This is a genomic window from Polaromonas sp. YR568 (genome assembly GCF_943369675.1).
Lineage (GTDB): Bacteria > Pseudomonadota > Gammaproteobacteria > Burkholderiales > Burkholderiaceae_C > Polaromonas.
This window is the reverse complement of sequence record NZ_CALROB020000004.1, coordinates 96,669-114,846: the sequence shown is the minus strand read 5'-3', so window position 1 is coordinate 114,846 and position 18,178 is coordinate 96,669. Positions and strand designations below refer to the sequence as shown.

Below are 18,178 nucleotides of genomic sequence, written 5' to 3'. Positions count from 1 at the left end.
GAGAACACACAACATGCATTATTTCGTCACGGGGGCCACAGGCTTCATCGGCAAGCGCCTGGTCAAAAAACTTCTGGAACGAAAAGGCACGACCGTACATTTCCTGATCCGCAAGGAGAGCGCCGGCAAGGTGGCGGCGCTGAGGGAATACTGGGGCGTCAGCGCCTCGCGGGCCGTCGCGGTGCACGGCGACCTCACCAGCAAGAAGCTGGGTGTCAGCAGCGAGGACGTGAAAAAGCTCAAGGGCCAGGTCGGGCATTTTTACCACCTGGCCGCCGTCTATGACCTGGGCGCCGACGAGGAAAGCCAGGTTGCCGTCAACATCGAAGGCACGCGCAGCGCGGTCGAGTTCGCCAAGGTCATTGACGCCGGGCACTTCCATCACGTGAGCTCGATCGCCGCGGCCGGCCTTTATGAAGGCGTGTTCCGCGAAGACATGTTCGAGGAGGCCGAGAACTACGAGCACCCCTACTTCATGACCAAACACGAGAGCGAAAAAATCGTGCGCAAGGAATGCAAGGTGCCCTGGACGGTATTCCGCCCCGCGATGGTGGTCGGCGACAGCACCACCGGCGAGATGGACAAGATCGACGGCCCTTACTACTTCTTCAAGCTGATCCAGCGCATGCGCCAGCTGCTGCCGCCCTGGATGCCGGCCGTGGGCCTGGAAGGCGGGCGCATCAACATCGTGCCCGTCGACTTCGTCGTCGACGCGCTGGACCACATCAGCCACAAGACCGGCATCGCCAAGAAGTGCTTCCACCTGGTGGACCCGGTGGGTTACCGCGTCGGCGATGTGCTGGACATCTTCAGCCGCGCCGCCCATGCGCCCAAGATGAACCTGTTCGTGAACGCCGCCTTGCTGGGCTTTATCCCGCGCGGCGTCAAAAAGAGCCTGATGGCGCTGGCGCCGGTGCGGCGCGTGCGCAATGCCATCATGGCCGACCTGGGCCTGCCCGAGGACATGCTGACCTTCGTCAACTACCCGACCCGCTTTGACTGCCGCGAAACCGTGGGCGCGCTCAAGGGGACGAGCATCGAGTGCCCCAACCTCAAGGACTACGCCTGGCGCCTGTGGGACTACTGGGAGCGCCACCTGGACCCCGACCTGCACATTGACCGTTCCTTGCGCGGCACGGTGGGCGGCAAAGTGGTACTGGTCACCGGCGGCTCTTCCGGCATAGGCCTGGCCGCGGCGCACAAGTTCGCCGAAGCCGGCGCGATCACCGTCATCTGCGGGCGCGACCAGGACAAGCTCGACGAAGCCTGCAAGGAAGCCAAGGCCAAGGGCTATCAGTTCGTGGCCTACCCGGCCGACATCGCCGACATGGCCGACTGCGACCGCTTTCTGAAGCTGCTGATCGCCAACCACGGCGGCGTCGACTTCCTGATCAACAACGCCGGCCGCTCCATACGCCGAGCGATCGAGGCAAGCTACGACCGCTTCCACGACTACGAGCGCACCATGCAGCTCAACTACTTCGGCTGCCTGCGCGTGACCATGGGGCTGCTGCCCGGCATGGCGGCAAAACGCAAGGGCCACGTGGTCAACATCAGCTCCATCGGCGTGCTGACCAACGCGCCGCGCTTTTCAGCCTATGTCGCCTCCAAGGCCGCGCTGGACGCATGGACGCGCTGTGCTTCCAGCGAATTCGCCGACGTCGGCATCAGCTTCACGACCATCAACATGCCGCTGGTGCGCACGCCCATGATCGCGCCTACCAACCTCTACAACAACGTGCCGACGCTGTCGCCCGAAGAGGCGGCCGACATGATCGCGCAGGCCTGCATCTTCAAGCCGGTGCGCGTCGCCACACGCCTGGGCATCACCGGCCAGCTGATGCACGCGCTGGTGCCGCGCATCGCGCAGATCGCCATGAACACCAGCTTTCGCATGTTCCCCGATTCCTCGGCCGCCAAGGGCGACAAGGGCGCCAAACCGCATCTCTCCGCTGAGGCCGTGGCCATGCAGCAGATGATGCGCGGAATTCACTTCTGACCGGCGCGGGAAACGCCCTTGCGGGGCTTGCTCCGTAAGGGCGGTCATGGCTGATTCCGCCCGTTTTCTTCATGGCCGCCTTCCCAGGGCCAAGGGCATAATGCAAGCCGGTGCCGCGCTGCGCCGGTACATGGAAGGTTCAATTCATGATTTTGGTTACAGGGGGAGCCGGGTTTATCGGCGCCAATTTTGTTCTTGACTGGCTGGCAGGCACCGACGAGCCGGTTGTCAACCTGGACAAGCTCACCTACGCTGGCAATATGGAAACCCTGGCGCCCCTGAAGGGCGACCCGCGGCATATTTTTGTCAAAGGCGACATCGGTGACAGTGCCTTGGTCGCGAACCTGCTGGCCACGCACAAGCCGCGCGCCATCGTCCATTTCGCGGCCGAATCGCACGTGGACCGGTCCATTTCGGACCCCGAAGCATTCATCCAGACCAATATCGTCGGCACCTTTCGCCTGATCGAGGCCGCGCGCCAGTTCTGGGCCGGCCTGCCGGCCGGCGAGAAAAACGCGTTCCGTTTCCTGCAGGTCTCCACGGATGAGGTCTATGGTTCCTTGCGTCCCACCGACCCGGCATTCAGCGAAACCAAGCGTTATGAGCCGAACAGCCCCTATTCGGCCAGCAAGGCCGCCAGCGACCACCTGACCCGGGCCTACCACCACACCTACGGCCTGCCGGTGCTCACCACCAACTGCTCCAACAATTACGGCCCCTACCATTTTCCGGAAAAACTGATCCCGCTGATGATCGTCAACGCCCTGGCCGGCAAGCCCCTGCCGGTGTATGGCGACGGCCAGCAGGTGCGCGACTGGCTGTACGTCAAGGACCATTGCAGCGGCATTCGCCGCGTGCTGGAGGCCGGCAAACCCGGCGAGGTCTACAACATAGGCGGCAACAACGAAAAACCGAACATCGACATCGTCCATGCGGTGTGCGCGTTGCTCGATGAACTGCGCCCGCGCGCCAGCGGCAGCTACCGCGAGCAGGTGGCTTTCATCAAGGACAGGCCCGGCCATGACCGCCGCTACGCGATTGATGCCCGCAAGATGACGCAGGAGCTGGGATGGACGCCCGCTGAAACCTTTGAAACCGGCATCCGCAAGACCGTGCAGTGGTACCTGGACAACCCCGAATGGGTCACCCATGTGCAAAGCGGCGCCTACCGTGACTGGGTCCAGGCCCAGTATGCGGCGGCGCCCGCGTGATGGCGCCCATGAAAATACTGCTTTTCGGCAAGAACGGCCAGGTGGGCTGGGAGCTGCAGCGCAGCCTGGCGCCGCTGGGTGAGCTGGTGGCGCTGGATCGCCACAGCCGGGAATTTTGCGGCGACCTCGCCAACCTGGACGGTATCCGCCAGACGGTGCGGCAGGTGCGGCCCGACGCCATCGTCAATGCCGCCGCCCATACCGCGGTCGACAAAGCTGAAAGCGATGTGGACAGCGCGCGCAGCATCAATGCCGAGGCACCGGGCGTGCTCGCCGAAGCGGCCCATGCCGCCGGCGCATGGTTGCTTCACTACTCGACGGACTACGTCTTTGACGGCAGCGGCAGCAAGCCCTGGGAAGAGGCCGACCCCACCGGCCCGCTCAGCGTGTACGGCCGCACCAAGCTGGAAGGCGAGCAGCGCATCGCGGCCCGGTGCGCGCAGCACCTGATTTTGCGCACCAGTTGGGTCTATGCGGCGCGCGGCGGCAACTTCGCCAAAACCATGCTGCGCCTGGCCGCGGAACGTGAGCGCCTGACGGTCATCAACGACCAGTTCGGCGCGCCCACGGGCGCCGAACTGCTGGCCGACGTCACGGCCCACATGCTGCGCGGCGCGCTCACGGCGCCCGCCGCGCGCCTGGCCGGAACCTACCACGTGGCGGCCGCGGGCGAGACCACGTGGCACGGTTATGCGCAGTTTGTCCTCGACTGCGCCGCAAAAAGCGGCAAAGTGCTCAAGGCCTCACCGGACACCGTGGACCCTGTCGCCACGTCGGCTTTCCCGACGCCGGCGCAGCGCCCGCATAATTCGCGCTTGAACACCGCTAAACTTCGTGGCGCCTTTGGCCTGCAGCCCCCGGCCTGGCAGCAGGGCGTTGCCCGCATGCTGGCTGAACTCACCTGATCCACCCTCTATGACTCAACGCAAAGGCATCATCCTGGCCGGCGGCTCCGGCACCCGCCTGCACCCCGCCACACTGGCCATCAGCAAGCAATTGCTGCCGGTTTACGACAAACCGATGGTGTACTACCCGCTCAGCACGCTCATGATCGCCGGCATCCGCGAGGTGCTGATCATCAGCACGCCGCAGGACACGCCGCGTTTCGAGCAGCTCCTGGGAGACGGATCGCAGTGGGGTATGAACCTTCAGTACGCGGTGCAGCCCAGCCCCGACGGCCTGGCCCAGGCCTTCATCATCGGGGAGAAGTTCCTGAACGGCGCGCCCAGCGCGCTGGTGCTGGGCGACAACATTTTTTACGGCCATGACCTGCACAGGCTGCTCAGTGAAGCGGATGCCGAAGCGTCGGGGGCGACGGTGTTTGCCTACCACGTCAAGGATCCCGAGCGCTACGGCGTCGTGGCCTTCGATGCGTCCGGCCGGGCTCGCAGCATTGAGGAAAAACCCGCCGCGCCGACAAGCAATTACGCCGTCACGGGCCTGTATTTTTACGATGCCCAGGTCGTCGAGATCGCCAGGTCGATCAAGCCCAGCGCCCGCGGCGAACTTGAAATCACCACGGTCAACCAGCGCTACCTGGAGCAAGGCCAGTTGAAGGTGCAGATCATGCAGCGCGGTTATGCGTGGCTCGATACCGGCACCCACGACAGCCTGCTGGACGCCAGCCAGTTCATCGCGACGCTGGAGCATCGCCAGGGACTCAAGATCGCGTGCCCCGAGGAAATCTCCTGGCGCAACGGGTTTATCGACGACGTCCAGCTCGAGAAGCTTGCGCAGCCGCTCGCCAAAAGCGGCTACGGCCAGTACCTGCAGAACCTTCTGAAGGAGGCCGGCCGGCCATGAAAGTCACACCCACTTCGATCGCGGACGTGCTGATCATCGAGCCGCGTGTTTTCGGCGACCAGCGGGGGTTTTTCCTCGAGAGCTTCAACCAGCGCCAGTTCAATGCCGCGACCGGCACCGATTTCAACTTCGTCCAGGACAACCACAGCCGGTCGGCGAAAAACGTGCTTCGCGGCCTGCACTACCAGGTCGGGCAACCGCAAGGCAAGCTGGTGCGCGTGGTGCGTGGCGCGGTCTTCGACGTGGCGGTTGACATCCGCCCGTCCTCGCCGACTTTCGGCCAATGGTTCGGCCTGGAACTCAGCGAAGAGAACCACCGGCAGCTCTGGGTGCCGCCCGGCTTGGCGCACGGCTTCCTGGTGTTGAGCGACAGTGCCGAATTTTTGTACAAGACGACCGACTATTACGCTCCGGAGCAGGAGCGCTGCATCGTCTGGAATGACCCCACGCTGGGCATCGCCTGGCCCCTGGAGGGCGGCTCGCCCCTGCTCTCGGGCAAGGACGCCGCGGGCCTGGCGTTTGCCGCAGCCGTGTCCCTGCCTTAAAACCTGTTCTTAAAGGCTTGCCGAGCCGACGAGGTCGCTGTCCTGGGCGTCAGGGGTAAATCCGCTGACGTGTTTGAGCAGCAGTGTCCGCAAGGTGGCCGTGTCGTTGGCCTTCACGGCGCGCCGCAGCCGCTCCAGGTCGTCCTGGAACTCCGCCCAGGGCACAAATTCTTCGTGTGCTTTCAGAATGCGCGGGTGAAGCGTTTCGACGGGGTTGTCGCCGATCAGCAGCTCTTCGTATAACTTCTCGCCGGGGCGCAGGCCTGTCACCTCGATGGCGATGTCGCCGTCGGGGCGGTTTTCGTCCCGCACCGTGAAGCCCGAGAGCTTCACCATGCGGCGGGCCAGGTCGATGATGCGCACCGGCTCGCCCATGTCCAGCACATAGACTTCGCCGCCCTCGGCCATGGCGCCCGCCTGCAGCACAAGCTGGGCCGCCTCGGGAATCGTCATGAAATAGCGCGTCACGTCGGCGTGCGTCAGAGTGATGGGGCCGCCGGCTTCGATCTGGCGCCGGAACAGGGGCACGACGCTTCCGCTGCTGCCCAGAACGTTGCCGAAGCGGACCATGGCAAAGCGCGTGCGGTTGTCGACGGCGCTGCCGCCCTGCACGAAGCTGGGGGCCGGCGTGGCCGACAGCGCCTGCAAGACCATTTCGGCCAGGCGCTTGCTGGCGCCCATGACGTTGGTGGGGCGCACGGCTTTGTCGGTGGACACCAGCACGAAGTGGCTGACGCCGGTTTCTATCGCGGCGCGCGCCGTATTGAAGGTTCCCAGCACGTTGTTGGCAATCCCCTCGGCGGGGTTGTTTTCGACCAGCGGGACGTGTTTGTAGGCGGCCGCGTGGTAAATCGTGTGCGGCTGGTAAGCCCTGCAGATTTCCAGCATGCGGCCGTAGTCGCGGACGTTGGCCAGCAGCGGCGCGAGTTCCACGGCGCTTCCGTCGCGCTCGGCCATGCGCCGACAAAGGTGCCCAAGTTCCTGGTGGATGCTGTAGAGGCCGAACTCGCTGTGCTCGACCAGAATCAGGCACGCGGGCCGTTCCTGCAATATCTGGCGGCACAACTCGCTGCCGATGCTGCCGGCGGCGCCGGTGACCAGTACCACCTTGCCTTTGAGGTTGCGCGCCAGCAGGGCGCGGTCGGGCGGCACGGGGTCGCGGCCCAGCAAGTCTTCCACATCAAGGTCCTTGATGTCCGCCAGGGCCACGCGGCCGTGGGCAAGGTCGCTGAAGCCGGGAAGGGAGCGCACGTGGACCGGCAGCGGCTGCAGGTCGTTCAGGATCTCGTTGCGGCGCGCCCGGGTGATGGACGGCAGCGCCAGCAGCATGTCGGTGATGCCGTCTTTTTCAATCAGGTCCGGCAGCTCGGCTGGCGCGTAAACCGGCACATGGTTGATGGTGAGGCCTTGCAGCGCGCGGCTGTCGTCGACAAAGCCGAGCAGCTTGAACTCGTGGGAGGTGGCGATGGCGTTGGCGATCTGCACGCCGGCCGATCCCGCGCCGTAAATCAGCAGGCGGCTGACCGGCATGCCCCGGCGCTGGCCGGCTGAAAGGCTGCTCAGCCATTGCCGCGCGGCGGCCCGGCTTCCCCCCACAAGAAGTATCAATATCAGTGGCTGCAGCAGTCCGAGCGAGCGCGGCACATCGGGCCATGACATGAGCACCAGCAGGCCGAAAAACAGCACGGCGTACAGCGTCACGGCAATCACCAGCGCCCGCATGGCCGCCATGCCGCTGTGCCGGAAAACCGCCCGGTAAAGCCCGGTGCGCCAGAAAATCGGGGCTGCCAATACCGGCGCCAGCGCGTAAGGCCACCACTGGTGGACGCTGTAGGGCCAGTGCAGAGTGTCCAGCCGCAGCGAGTACGCTATCCACACGGCCACAATGCCCATGATGACGTCGGCGAGCGCCACCACGAGTTGCTTGACGCGCCGCGACTGGCCCAGCAGTTGTTGTTTGATCATTGGCTTCGCATCGTAGGTAAGGCCGGCCATGCGGCTCAGTGGGACACGCCGTCGCGGCGCAACACCTTGGCGGCGGTCAGCCACAAAATCCGGATGTCGAACCAGAGCGATCGGCGGCGCAGGTATTCCGCATCCAGCGCCACTTTTTGGGGTATCGGCAGCTCGTCACGGCCGTTGACCTGGGCCCATCCCGTGAGCCCCGGTACCAGCGCATCCACGCCTTGCGCCGTGCGCAGGGCAATCAGGTCATCCTGGTTGAACAGCGCCGGGCGCGGCCCCACAAAGCTCATGTCGCCCACCAGGATGCTCCAGAGCTGCGGGAGTTCGTCGAGGCTGCTTTTGCGCAGAAAGGGGCCGATCGGCGTAAGGTGCGCCGCCGGGTTCGCCAGCAAATGCGTGGCAACGGCCGGCGTGCCCATGCGCATGCTGCGGAACTTGGGCATCCTGAATATCCGGTTCCGGCGGCCGACGCGGTCGGACCAATACAGAGCGGGGCCGGGTGAGGTGAGGCGGACCAGGACCGCTACGATCAGGATGGGGAGAGCCAGGACGACTGACGCCACGATGGCCAGGGCCAAATCGAATAGCCGCTTCAAAGGAATGCCGCCTTTTGCTGTTTTGAACTCTTCATGAATGATCCTTTTAATACCCAGCCTCCCGGGTAGCCCTGTAGTTTCCACGTAACAGCATCTGCGACGCTAGATTCTATGCTGACGTCATTCGGGGCAAGGCAGCCCTTTCAAATAAGGAATGCAGGCTCCGCGCCACCCCGGCAGGGTTGAATATGAAGTTTCATGGAGCTATACTGTTCATCAATTGAACAAGCCCCCCCTCAGAGGGGAATGCCAACGGGTGGCCCCGGAGCGCCCCATCCTGATCCGGCCGGTCAAATCCAATTAAAGATGTCCACTGAAGAGTCCCATTTGCAGGTGCTGCGTTTGCTGCAGACGAATCCGCGGGTTAACCAGCGCGGCTTGGCGGATGCTTTGGGCATCAGCCTCGGCAAAACCAACTATTGCCTCAAGGCATTGATGAGCAAAGGTTTGATCAAGGTACAGAACTTCCGCAGCAGCGATAACAAGCTTGCATACGCCTATCTGCTGACGCCGTCGGGAATGGCGGAGAAATCGAAGCTGACCGCGGAGTTTTTGAAGCGAAAGCTGGCGGAGTATGAGTCGTTGCAAGCTGAAATCGAGCAATTAAAAACCGAGATCGACAACGAATGAACTCATCCACGATTCAAGCGCGGCCTGTAGTTCTCTGTGGCGGGTCTGGAACGAGGCTCTGGCCGCTTTCGCGAACGGGGTTTCCCAAGCAGTTCCTTTGTCTTACGGGTGAAGAGAGCCTGTTTCAACTGGCTACCAAACGATTGATGGGCGTGGGGGACGCGCAAATCAATGTTGCGCCTCTGTACATCGTCACCAATGAGGAGCACCGTTTTCTGGCGCAGGAGCAATTGCGCGAGGCGGGCATTGAGTTGGGGTGTTCGCTTCTTGAGCCCGTGGGGCGCAATACCGCGCCGGCCCTGGCTTTGGCAGCCCTTGCCGCGATGGAAAATGGGGACGATCCTGTCCTGCTGGTGACCCCCGCTGATCAAACCATCGCCGACCAGCCGGCTTTCGCTGCCGCCATGCAAGCGGCGATTCGTGAAGCTGACACCGGTGCCATCGTCATCCTTGGCATTACGCCGGATGGTCCGGAAACCGGTTATGGCTACATCAAGGCGGTACCAAACGCCGTCTCGACAGCGCCGGGTTTTACGGTGGAGCGTTTTGTCGAGAAGCCCGATGCGGCAACGGCTCAGGCTTATCTCGATGAGGGCGGGTATTACTGGAATGCCGGCATGTTCGTGCTCAAGGCCTCAGTGTGGATGGCGGCGCTGGAACGCTTCCGCCCGGATATCGCCCAAGGCAGCCGCGCCGCATGGGAAAAGCGCAGCGTCGACCAGAAATTTGTTCGGCCTGGAAAGCAGGAATTCACCGCCGTTCCGGCCGAATCCGTCGATTACGCCGTGATGGAACGCTGCCGCGGCAGCGATTTCCCGCTCAAAATGGTCGCGCTCGATGCCGGCTGGAGTGACCTGGGCGCCTGGGATGCCGTCTGGAAAGTTCTGGCCAAGGACGACAAGGGCAATGCCTGCTTTGGGGATGTCCTGACCGTCGACAGCCGCAATACCCTGGTTCACGCCACCAGCCGCCTTGTCAGCCTTGTTGGCGTCGACAACCTCATCGTCATCGAAACTCCCGATGCCGTCCTCGTGGCTGACCAATCCCGCAGCCAGGACGTCAAGCACATCGTCGCGCAGCTCACTGCGGGCGGCCGGGAAGAACTGGCGATGCACCGCAAGGTTCATCGCCCCTGGGGCTGGTACGACAGCATCGACGACGGGCAGCGCTTCAAGGTCAAGCGTATCCAGGTCAAACCCAAGGCAAGCCTCAGCCTGCAAAAACACCATCATCGGGCAGAACATTGGGTGGTGGTCAAAGGTACGGCGGAAATCACCTGCGGCGACAAGACGATCATGCTGACCGAAAACCAGTCAACGTATATCCCCTTGGGTGAGGTCCATCGCCTGACCAACCCCGGCACGATCCCGCTGGAGATTATTGAAGTGCAGTCGGGCAGCTATCTGGGTGAAGACGATATCGTCCGTTTTGAAGATCAGTACGGACGGAGTGGCCGATGAGGACCGACGCAAAGATCTATGTCGCCGGCCATCGCGGCATGGTCGGCTCGGCGATTGTCCGCCAGCTGCTGGCGGCGGGCCACCCGGCCGAGCTGTTGCTCACCCGCACCCACGCGGAGCTTGACCTCACGGACCAAGCCGCGGTGCGCCGGTTTTTCGAAACGGAAAAACCCACGCAGGTGTATCTCGCGGCCGCCAAGGTCGGCGGCATCCACGCCAACAATGCCTATCCCGCCGAGTTCATCTATGAAAACCTGATGATCGAGGCCAACGTCATCGACAGCGCTTACCGCAGCGGCGTGCAAAAACTGCTGTTCCTGGGCTCCAGCTGCATCTACCCGCGCCTGGCCGCGCAGCCCATGCGCGAAGATGCCCTGTTGACGGATACGCTGGAGCCGACCAACGAACCCTACGCGATTGCCAAGATCGCAGGCATCAAGCTCTGTGAAAGCTACAACCGCCAGTACGGCGCCAGCCATGGCCTGGATTACCGCAGCGTGATGCCGACCAACCTGTATGGCCCCGGGGACAACTACCACCCCGAGAACTCCCATGTGATTCCGGCGCTCATCCGCCGCATCCATGAGGCCAAGGTGGAAAGCGCGCCGCGGGTGGTCATCTGGGGCAGCGGAACACCGAAGCGGGAATTTCTGTATGTCGATGACATGGCCGCCGCCAGCGTCCATGTGATGAACCTGGACAAGGCGAGCTACGACCGGCACGTGTCGCCCATGCAAAGCCATATCAATGTCGGTGTCGGTAGCGACATCACCATACGTGAACTCGCCGAGTCCGTCGCCCGGGCGGTCGGGTATTCCGGCGAGTTCAGCTTCGATACCAGCAAGCCCGATGGTGCGCCGCGCAAGCTGATGGACAGCGCCAGGCTGAACGCGCTGGGCTGGCGTGCCGAGATCGGCCTTGCGCAGGGATTGGCGGCCGCGTACCAGGATTTCCTGGCGTCGCAATCGACCTCACAACCGCCCTCACATGCGGCCCAAAAATAAAGAAAGCCTCACACGATGTCCTCAAAGCAAAAGGTTGCATTCATCACCGGCGTGACCGGGCAAGACGGCTCGTACCTCGCCGAACTGCTGCTGCAGAAAGGCTATATCGTGCACGGCCTCAAGCGCCGCACGAGCCTGTTCAACACGGACCGCATCGACCACCTGTACCGCGATCGCCACGAGCGCGGCGTGCAGTTTTTCCTCCATCACGGCGACATGACCGATTCGTCCTCGCTGATCCGCATCATCCAGCAGATCCAGCCGGACGAGATCTACAACCTCGCGGCGCAAAGCCACGTGGCGGTCAGTTTCGAGGAGCCCGAGTACACGGCCAACTCGGATGCCTTGGGCGTGCTGCGCCTGCTGGAAGCGATCCGCATTCTCGGCCTGGAGAAGAAGACCCGTTTCTACCAGGCGTCCACCAGCGAGCTGTATGGCCTGGTGCAGGAAACCCCGCAAAAGGAAACGACACCCTTCTATCCGCGCAGCCCCTATGCGGTGGCCAAGCTTTACGGCTACTGGATGGTGGTCAATTACCGCGAGGCCTACGGCATCTACGCATGCAACGGCATCCTGTTCAACCACGAAAGTCCGGTGCGGGGCGAAACCTTTGTGACCCGCAAGATCACGCGCGCGCTGGCGCGCATCAAGCTCAACCTGCAGGACTGCCTCTACCTCGGCAACCTCGACGCCAAGCGCGACTGGGGCCATGCACGCGACTACGTCGAAATGCAGTGGCTGATGATGCAGCAGGAAAAACCCGAAGATTTCGTAATCGCCACCGGCGTGCAATTTTCGGTCAGGGATTTTGTCGATGCCGCGGCCAGGGAGTTGGGCATGAGCATTCGCTGGGAAGGAACAGGCGTCGATGAGAAGGGCTATGACGGCGACGGCAGGTGCATCGTCAGCGTGGACCCGCGCTACTTCCGGCCGACCGAAGTCGAGACCCTGCTGGGTGATCCGACCAAGGCCAGGGAAAAGTTGGGCTGGACGCCCACGACCACGTTCGCGGAACTCGTCGCGGAAATGGTGCGCGAAGACCTCAAGGCCGCCGAGCGTGATGAGCTGATCAAGCAGCATGGCTTCAAGACGATGGATTACCACGAGTGACCGTGCAACTTCATCAGTCGCTAGTGAAACTTTTATGCCGGCTGTGGCCTCACATCAGCCCGCGTCGCCGTATCCAGCTGGGCATCCTGTTCGTGTTGATGGTCCTCGCTTCGCTGGCGGAAGTGATCAGCATCGGGGCGGTGTTGCCGTTCCTGGGCGTGTTGACCAATCCGGAGCCGGTTTTCAGGCAGCCTTACCTGCAAGGCATGATCCAGTCGCTCGGGTTGACAGAGGCCAGGCAATTGCTGTTGCCCTTGACCGTGGTGTTCGCCGTGGCGGCCGTTGTGTCCGGTGTGATGCGTTTTATTCTTCTGTGGGCGCAGACGCGGCTGAGCCATTCCATCGGCGCGGACTTCAGCATCAGCATCTACCGCCGCACGCTCTACCAGCCCTATGCGGTACACCTGGCGCGCAACAGCAGCGAGGTCATTGCGGGCATTTCCGGCAAGGCGAACGGGCTCGTGAACGGCACCATTCTGCCCATCCTCGCCATCGTCAGTTCCCTGCTGATGCTGGGGACCATCGTGGCGGCCCTGACCGTGATCGAGCCGCTGATTCCCTTTGTCGTGCTGGTGGTCTTCGGTACAATTTATGTGTTGATTCTCCTGGCGACCAAGAAGCGGCTTGTCGAAAACAGCATATGCATCAGCCGGGAGCAGAACCAGGTCATCAAGGCGCTGCAGGAAGGCCTCAGCGGGATTCGCGACGTGTTGATCGATGGCGCACAGGCGGCCTACTGCAAGACCTACCTGAATGCAGACCAGCCGCTTCGGCGGGCAATGGCCAACGTCCAGATCACCAACAGCAGCCCGCGCTTCGGCATCGAGGCGCTCGGCATGGTGGTTATCGCCGTGCTGGCCTATGTGTTGGGCAAGCGGCCGGAAGGCATTACCACCGCGATCCCCGTGATCGGCGCCATGGTGCTGGGCGCGCAACGCCTGTTGCCCGTGATGCAACTGGTCTATTCGAGCCTGGCGCACATCCATGCCGGCCGCGCGCCCTTGCAGGACACCCTGGAACTGCTCGACCAGCCCTTGCCGGCTTATGCCAGCGAGCCCCGGCCGGAGCCAATCGCGTTCCGCCACAGCATCGATCTGAAGGGCCTGCGCTTTCGCTATACCCCGGAGGGTCCGCTGGTGTTGAATGAATTGAACCTGACGATACCCAAGGGTGCCCGCGTCGGTTTCATTGGCAAGACGGGCAGCGGCAAAAGCACGCTGCTGGACATCGTGATGGGTCTGTTGCCGCCTACGGAAGGGACCATGCAGGTCGACGGGGTGGCGATCACTCCGCAAAACCACCGTGCCTGGCAGGCGAATATCGCGCATGTGCCGCAAGCGATTTTCCTGTCCGACAGCACGATTGCCGAGAATATCGCTTTCGGGGTGCCCGCGAACCAGATCGATCGCGCTCGCCTGCGCGCGGCCGCCGAGAAGGCGCAGATCGCACAGACGATTGACACTTGGGACAAGCAGTACGAAACCATGGTCGGCGAGCGCGGCGTTCGTTTGTCCGGGGGGCAGCGCCAGCGCATCGGCATCGCCCGGGCGCTGTACAAGCAAGCCAACGTCATCGTGTTCGATGAGGCCACGAGTGCATTGGATAACGACACCGAACAGGCGGTGATGCAGGCGATCGACAGCCTCGGCGGTGAACTGACCATCCTTATCGTGGCCCACCGTTTGACGACCTTGAAGAATTGCTCTCAAATCGTCGAGCTCAGCGCCGGCGCTGTAAAACGGGTGGGCTCCTATGCCGAAATCATCAGCCATCCTTCACAAGGTATTTCCCCATGATTCCCTACGGCCGACAAGATATTTCCCAAGCCGATATCGATGCTGTGCTGGAAGTCCTGAAATCGGACTTCCTCACACAGGGACCGATGGTCCCGTTGTTCGAGCAGACCATAGCCACTCATGTGGGCGCCGGGCACGCTATCGCGGTCAACAGCGCCACCGCGGCACTGCACATCGCCTGCCTGGCGCTCGAAGTGGGAGAGGGCGACTGGTTGTGGACGTCGCCGATCACCTTTGTCGCCAGTGCCAATTGCGGCCTGTACTGCGGAGCGAAGATTGACTTTGTCGACATTGATCCCGCCACCTACAACATGAGCGTGGAAAGGCTGACCGAAAAACTGGCTTTGGCGGAGAAGGAAGGCCGGCTTCCCAAGGTCGTCGTTCCGGTGCACTTCAGCGGCCAGTCCTGCGACATGGCGGGCATTCACAAGCTCAGTCAGCAATATGGCTTCAAGGTCATCGAGGACGCCTCGCATGCCATTGGCGCCAGCTACCAGGGCCAGCCGGTCGGGAACTGCCGCTACAGCGACATCACGGTGTTCAGTTTCCATCCGGTGAAGATCATCACGACTGCCGAAGGCGGCATGGCGCTCACCAATGATCCCGCTTTGGCGAATCTGATGCAGCGCTTTCGAAGCCATGGCATCACCAGTGAGCCCAAAAAAATGCAGCCGCGGCCGGCCGATGAAATCTGGAATTACCAACAGATTTGCCTTGGTTACAACTATCGGATGACCGACATCCAGGCGGCCTTGGGCGTGAGCCAGATGAAGCGGCTGCAGGAGCTGGTTCAAACGCGCCATCGCGTCGCCCAACGCTACGACAGCGAACTGGCCCGCTTGCCCATAACGCTGCCGTGGCAGCATCCGGACTGCTACTCCAGCTATCACCTGTATCCGATTCAGGTCGATCAGCAGGCAAGTGGCATTACCCAGCGACAGGTTTACGACGCGCTGCAGGCTGCCGGAATCAATGTGAACCTGCACTACATCCCTGTCTATCGGCAGCCGTATTACGAGGCCATGGGCTTCCGTGCAGGCTATTGCCCGGCGTCTGAGCGGTACCACAAACACACCTTGAGCATCCCGATGTACCCGACGCTGACCGGCATCGAGCAAGGCAAGGTTATTCAGGTCCTGACCGAGGCATTCGCATGAAGCTTGCGTTGGGAGGGGCCCAGTTCGGCCTCGCATACGGCGTTTCGAATCGAAGTGGGCAGGTTTCCCGCGAGGCGGCGCGCGATATTGTCGGCTTGGCCCGGGCGGGCGGCGTGGATACCATAGACACCGCGATCGCCTATGGCGACAGCGAAGCCTGTCTGGGCGAAGTCGGCGTCGCTGGTTTCAGGGTGGTGACGAAGCTGCCCGCGCTTCCCGAGGATGTAGACAGCGTGGAGGCCTGGGTGCGTGGCCAGATCGAGGCTTCTTTTGCACGCCTGGGCGTGACGCGGATTCATGGCCTGCTGCTGCATCGTGCTGAACAGCTCGAAGGGCCCCATGGGCAGGCGCTTGCTCATGCTTTGCAGGCGCTCAAGCAGGAGGGGCGGGTGGCCAAGGTTGGCGTGTCTATTTACGAACCGGAGCAGTTGGCTTCGATCATGCGGGTCTGCGCGCCTGATCTGGTGCAGGCTCCATTGAACCTGCTCGACCGCCGCCTGGTGACGTCCGGCTGGTTGCAGCGCCTGCATGATGCGGGCGTGGAGGTGCACACCCGCTCCGCTTTTCTCCAGGGGTTGCTGCTCATGCCCAGGGCCGCCATCCCCGCCCGCTTTGAGCGCTGGAACCCTCTATGGGACGCATGGCACGGTTGGCTGAATGCCCATGCCGTGACCGCGACCCGTGCTTGCCTGCAATATCCGCTTTCCTTGCCCCAGGTCGACCGCGTCGTTGTCGGTGTGGCAAGCGCCGAGGAGTTCAAGAGCCTGCTGCGCGATTGCGCAGATGCGGAGGTGGCGGCCCCCCTGCCGCTGCCGGATCTTGCCTGTACCGATGCGGATCTGATCAATCCTTCAAACTGGAATCAGGCCGCATCATGAAAATCGTTGCTATCGTCCAGGCCCGCATGGGCTCGACCCGATTGCCCAATAAAGTCATGAAGACAATCGGCGGCGTGCCGATGATCGCGCTGCTGTTGGCCCGTCTTTCGCGTTCCGTCGAGTTGGACAAGATCATCGTGGCCACGTCGATCGATCCCAGGAATCGCGTCCTGGTCGATCATGTTCAAGGCTTGGGTTATGCCTGTGAACAGGGCAGCGAGAACGACGTCCTGGATCGCTTTGTCAAGGCCGCGAAGGCGCACCAGGCCGATGTGGTCGTGCGCATCACGGGCGACTGCCCGATGGTGGATCCCGCGCTGGTCGATGAATGCATTCGCCAATTCCGGCTGGCCGGGGTCGATTATTTTAATAACACGAGCCCGGCTACCTATCCCGATGGACTGGACATCGAAGTTGTGACCCTGGCCGCGCTCGAGCGGGCGCTACGGGAAAGCGACAGCCAGTTTGATCACGAACACGTGACGCCTTATGTCCGGACGTCCGGGCGTTTCGCGACGGCCGCAATGCAGAACGAACAGGACCGGTCGGGTTTGCGCTGGACCGTCGATGAGCCTGCTGATTTCGAGGTGGCGAGCAATGTCTTTGCGCACTTTGCCCCGGAAATCCATTTCGGCTGGCGCCAGGTGCTTCAACTGCAATCGGATGAACCCGCGCTGTTCGCGGCCAACCACCAGATACAACGAAACGAAGGAGCGACAATGGGTAACGGTCAAAAACTGTGGAAACGAGCCAAGCAGATCATTCCGGGCGGCAACATGCTGCTCTCCAAGCGTGCTGAGATGTTCCTGCCCGAGCAATGGCCGGCTTACTTCAGCAAGGCCAAAGGCTGCAAGGTCTGGGATCTCGACGGCAAGGAATACATCGACATGTGCATCATGGGTGTCGGCACCAACTCGCTCGGATACGGTCATCCCGAGGTGGATGAGGCGGTGCGCAAGACTGTCGACGCCGGCAACATGTCGACGTTCAATTGCCCCGAAGAGGTGTACCTCGCCGAGAAGCTGATCGAACTCCACCCTTGGGCCGACATGGTCCGCCTGGCCCGCTCCGGCGGTGAGGCGAATGCCGTGGCAATCCGCATTGCCCGTGCCGCCTCCGGGCGCGACAAAGTGGCGATCTGCGGCTATCACGGATGGCACGACTGGTATTTGTCCGCCAACCTGGGCGCCGAGAAGGGGCTGGATGGCCACCTGCTGCCGGGCCTTGAGCCGAATGGCGTCCCGCGTAATCTGGCAGGCACGGTCTTTCCGTTCAACTACAACAACTATGCCGAGCTGGAAGCCTTGGTTCAGGCCCACGACATCGGCGTGATCAAGATGGAGGTGGTGCGCAACATGGGGCCGGAAGACAACTTCCTGCAGAAGGTGCGCAAACTGGCCACCGACCGCAACATTGTGCTGATCTTTGACGAATGCACGTCGGGCTTTCGCGAGACCTTCGGCGGCCTGCACAAGAAGTATGGCGTTGAGCCCGATATGGCCATGTTCGGCAAGGCCTTGGGCAACGGTTATGGTATTACCGCAACCATCGGGCGCCGGGACATCATGGAAGCCGCCCAGAGCACCTTCATCAGCAGCACTTTCTGGACCGAACGCATCGGCCCGACGGCCGCCCTGAAGACCCTGGAAGTCATGGAGCGCGTCCAGTCATGGAACACCATTACCCAGACCGGCTTGGGAATTCGTCAGCGCTGGCAGCAACTGGCCGACCAGCATGGGCTTGAAATCTCTCACTGGGGCCTGCCGGCGCTGACCGGGTTTTCGTTCCTCAGTCCGCAGGCGTTGGCCTATAAAACCCTGATCACCCAGGAAATGCTCGACAAGGGCTACCTGGCCAGCAACAGCGTCTATGCCTGCACCGAGCACACTCCCGAGATCGTTGACGGGTATTTCGATGCGCTTGCACCGATCTTCAAATTGATCAGGGAATGTGAAGACGGGCGCGACGTCATGGCTCTGCTGAAGGGGCCGTTGTGTCATGCGGGCTTCAAGCGACTGAACTGA

Annotated in this window: 15 protein-coding genes; 13 read left to right on the top strand and 2 right to left on the bottom strand. The window is 62.3% G+C overall.

Annotated features, from left to right (window positions below):
• Positions 1 to 13 precede the first annotated feature (13 nt).
• The 5 genes from ACLV8F_RS03275 (at position 14) to rfbC (ending at position 5,558) form a co-directional block, all read left to right on the top strand.
• A complete protein-coding gene (locus tag ACLV8F_RS03275) occupies positions 14 to 1,999 on the top strand; it encodes an SDR family oxidoreductase (RefSeq protein WP_411882814.1) in 1,986 nt (661 codons plus the stop codon).
• A gap of 146 nt (positions 2,000 to 2,145) precedes the next feature.
• A complete protein-coding gene (rfbB, locus tag ACLV8F_RS03270) occupies positions 2,146 to 3,210 on the top strand; it encodes a dTDP-glucose 4,6-dehydratase (protein WP_411882813.1) in 1,065 nt (354 codons plus the stop codon).
• A gap of 8 nt (positions 3,211 to 3,218) precedes the next feature.
• Entirely contained in the window at positions 3,219 to 4,115 is an 897-nt protein-coding gene (gene rfbD / locus ACLV8F_RS03265) for a dTDP-4-dehydrorhamnose reductase (RefSeq protein ID WP_411882812.1), read from the top strand.
• Between the two features lie 10 nt (positions 4,116 to 4,125).
• Positions 4,126 to 5,013 (top strand): glucose-1-phosphate thymidylyltransferase RfbA, encoded by an 888-nt coding sequence (gene rfbA / locus ACLV8F_RS03260; protein WP_411882811.1) that lies wholly within the window; start codon positions 4,126 to 4,128, stop codon positions 5,011 to 5,013.
• On the top strand, positions 5,010 to 5,558 hold the full coding sequence (gene rfbC, locus ACLV8F_RS03255; protein ID WP_411882810.1) for a dTDP-4-dehydrorhamnose 3,5-epimerase: 549 nt from the start codon (positions 5,010 to 5,012) through the stop codon (positions 5,556 to 5,558). Before rfbA ends, rfbC begins: the two co-directional genes overlap by 4 nt.
• Positions 5,559 to 5,567: 9 nt before the next feature.
• Here the strand turns inward: rfbC and ACLV8F_RS03250 are convergent, their stop codons facing one another.
• Positions 5,568 to 7,523, bottom strand: coding sequence for a polysaccharide biosynthesis protein (locus ACLV8F_RS03250; protein ID WP_411882809.1), 1,956 nt, complete (start codon positions 7,521 to 7,523; stop codon positions 5,568 to 5,570).
• 35 nt (positions 7,524 to 7,558) lie between these two features.
• Positions 7,559 to 8,119 (bottom strand): sugar transferase, encoded by a 561-nt coding sequence (locus ACLV8F_RS03245; protein ID WP_411882808.1) that lies wholly within the window; start codon positions 8,117 to 8,119, stop codon positions 7,559 to 7,561.
• Positions 8,120 to 8,425: 306 nt separating this feature from the next.
• Between ACLV8F_RS03245 and ACLV8F_RS03240 the strand changes: the two genes are divergently transcribed.
• Genes ACLV8F_RS03240 through ACLV8F_RS03205 form a run of 8 tightly spaced genes read left to right on the top strand, consistent with a single transcriptional unit; the run spans position 8,426 to position 18,178 of the window.
• Positions 8,426 to 8,749, top strand: coding sequence for a MarR family EPS-associated transcriptional regulator (locus ACLV8F_RS03240; protein WP_411882807.1), 324 nt, complete (start codon positions 8,426 to 8,428; stop codon positions 8,747 to 8,749).
• Complete coding sequence (locus ACLV8F_RS03235; protein WP_411882806.1) at positions 8,746 to 10,209, top strand: mannose-1-phosphate guanylyltransferase/mannose-6-phosphate isomerase; 1,464 nt, start codon at positions 8,746 to 8,748, stop codon at positions 10,207 to 10,209. Before ACLV8F_RS03240 ends, ACLV8F_RS03235 begins: the two co-directional genes overlap by 4 nt.
• On the top strand, positions 10,206 to 11,213 hold the full coding sequence (gene fcl, locus ACLV8F_RS03230; protein WP_411882805.1) for a GDP-L-fucose synthase: 1,008 nt from the start codon (positions 10,206 to 10,208) through the stop codon (positions 11,211 to 11,213). Before ACLV8F_RS03235 ends, fcl begins: the two co-directional genes overlap by 4 nt.
• 15 nt (positions 11,214 to 11,228) lie before the next feature.
• Positions 11,229 to 12,323, top strand: a complete 1,095-nt coding sequence (gene gmd / locus ACLV8F_RS03225; protein ID WP_411882804.1) for a GDP-mannose 4,6-dehydratase — start codon at positions 11,229 to 11,231, stop codon at positions 12,321 to 12,323.
• Complete coding sequence (locus ACLV8F_RS03220) at positions 12,320 to 14,119, top strand: ABC transporter ATP-binding protein (protein ID WP_411882803.1); 1,800 nt, start codon at positions 12,320 to 12,322, stop codon at positions 14,117 to 14,119. The genes gmd and ACLV8F_RS03220 overlap by 4 nt, the downstream gene beginning before the upstream one ends.
• A complete protein-coding gene (gene pseC, locus ACLV8F_RS03215) occupies positions 14,116 to 15,276 on the top strand; it encodes a UDP-4-amino-4,6-dideoxy-N-acetyl-beta-L-altrosamine transaminase (protein WP_411882802.1) in 1,161 nt (386 codons plus the stop codon). The genes ACLV8F_RS03220 and pseC overlap by 4 nt, the downstream gene beginning before the upstream one ends.
• Positions 15,273 to 16,154, top strand: coding sequence for an aldo/keto reductase (locus ACLV8F_RS03210; protein ID WP_411882801.1), 882 nt, complete (start codon positions 15,273 to 15,275; stop codon positions 16,152 to 16,154). Before pseC ends, ACLV8F_RS03210 begins: the two co-directional genes overlap by 4 nt.
• A complete protein-coding gene (locus ACLV8F_RS03205; protein WP_411882800.1) occupies positions 16,151 to 18,178 on the top strand; it encodes an aminotransferase class III-fold pyridoxal phosphate-dependent enzyme in 2,028 nt (675 codons plus the stop codon). The genes ACLV8F_RS03210 and ACLV8F_RS03205 overlap by 4 nt, the downstream gene beginning before the upstream one ends.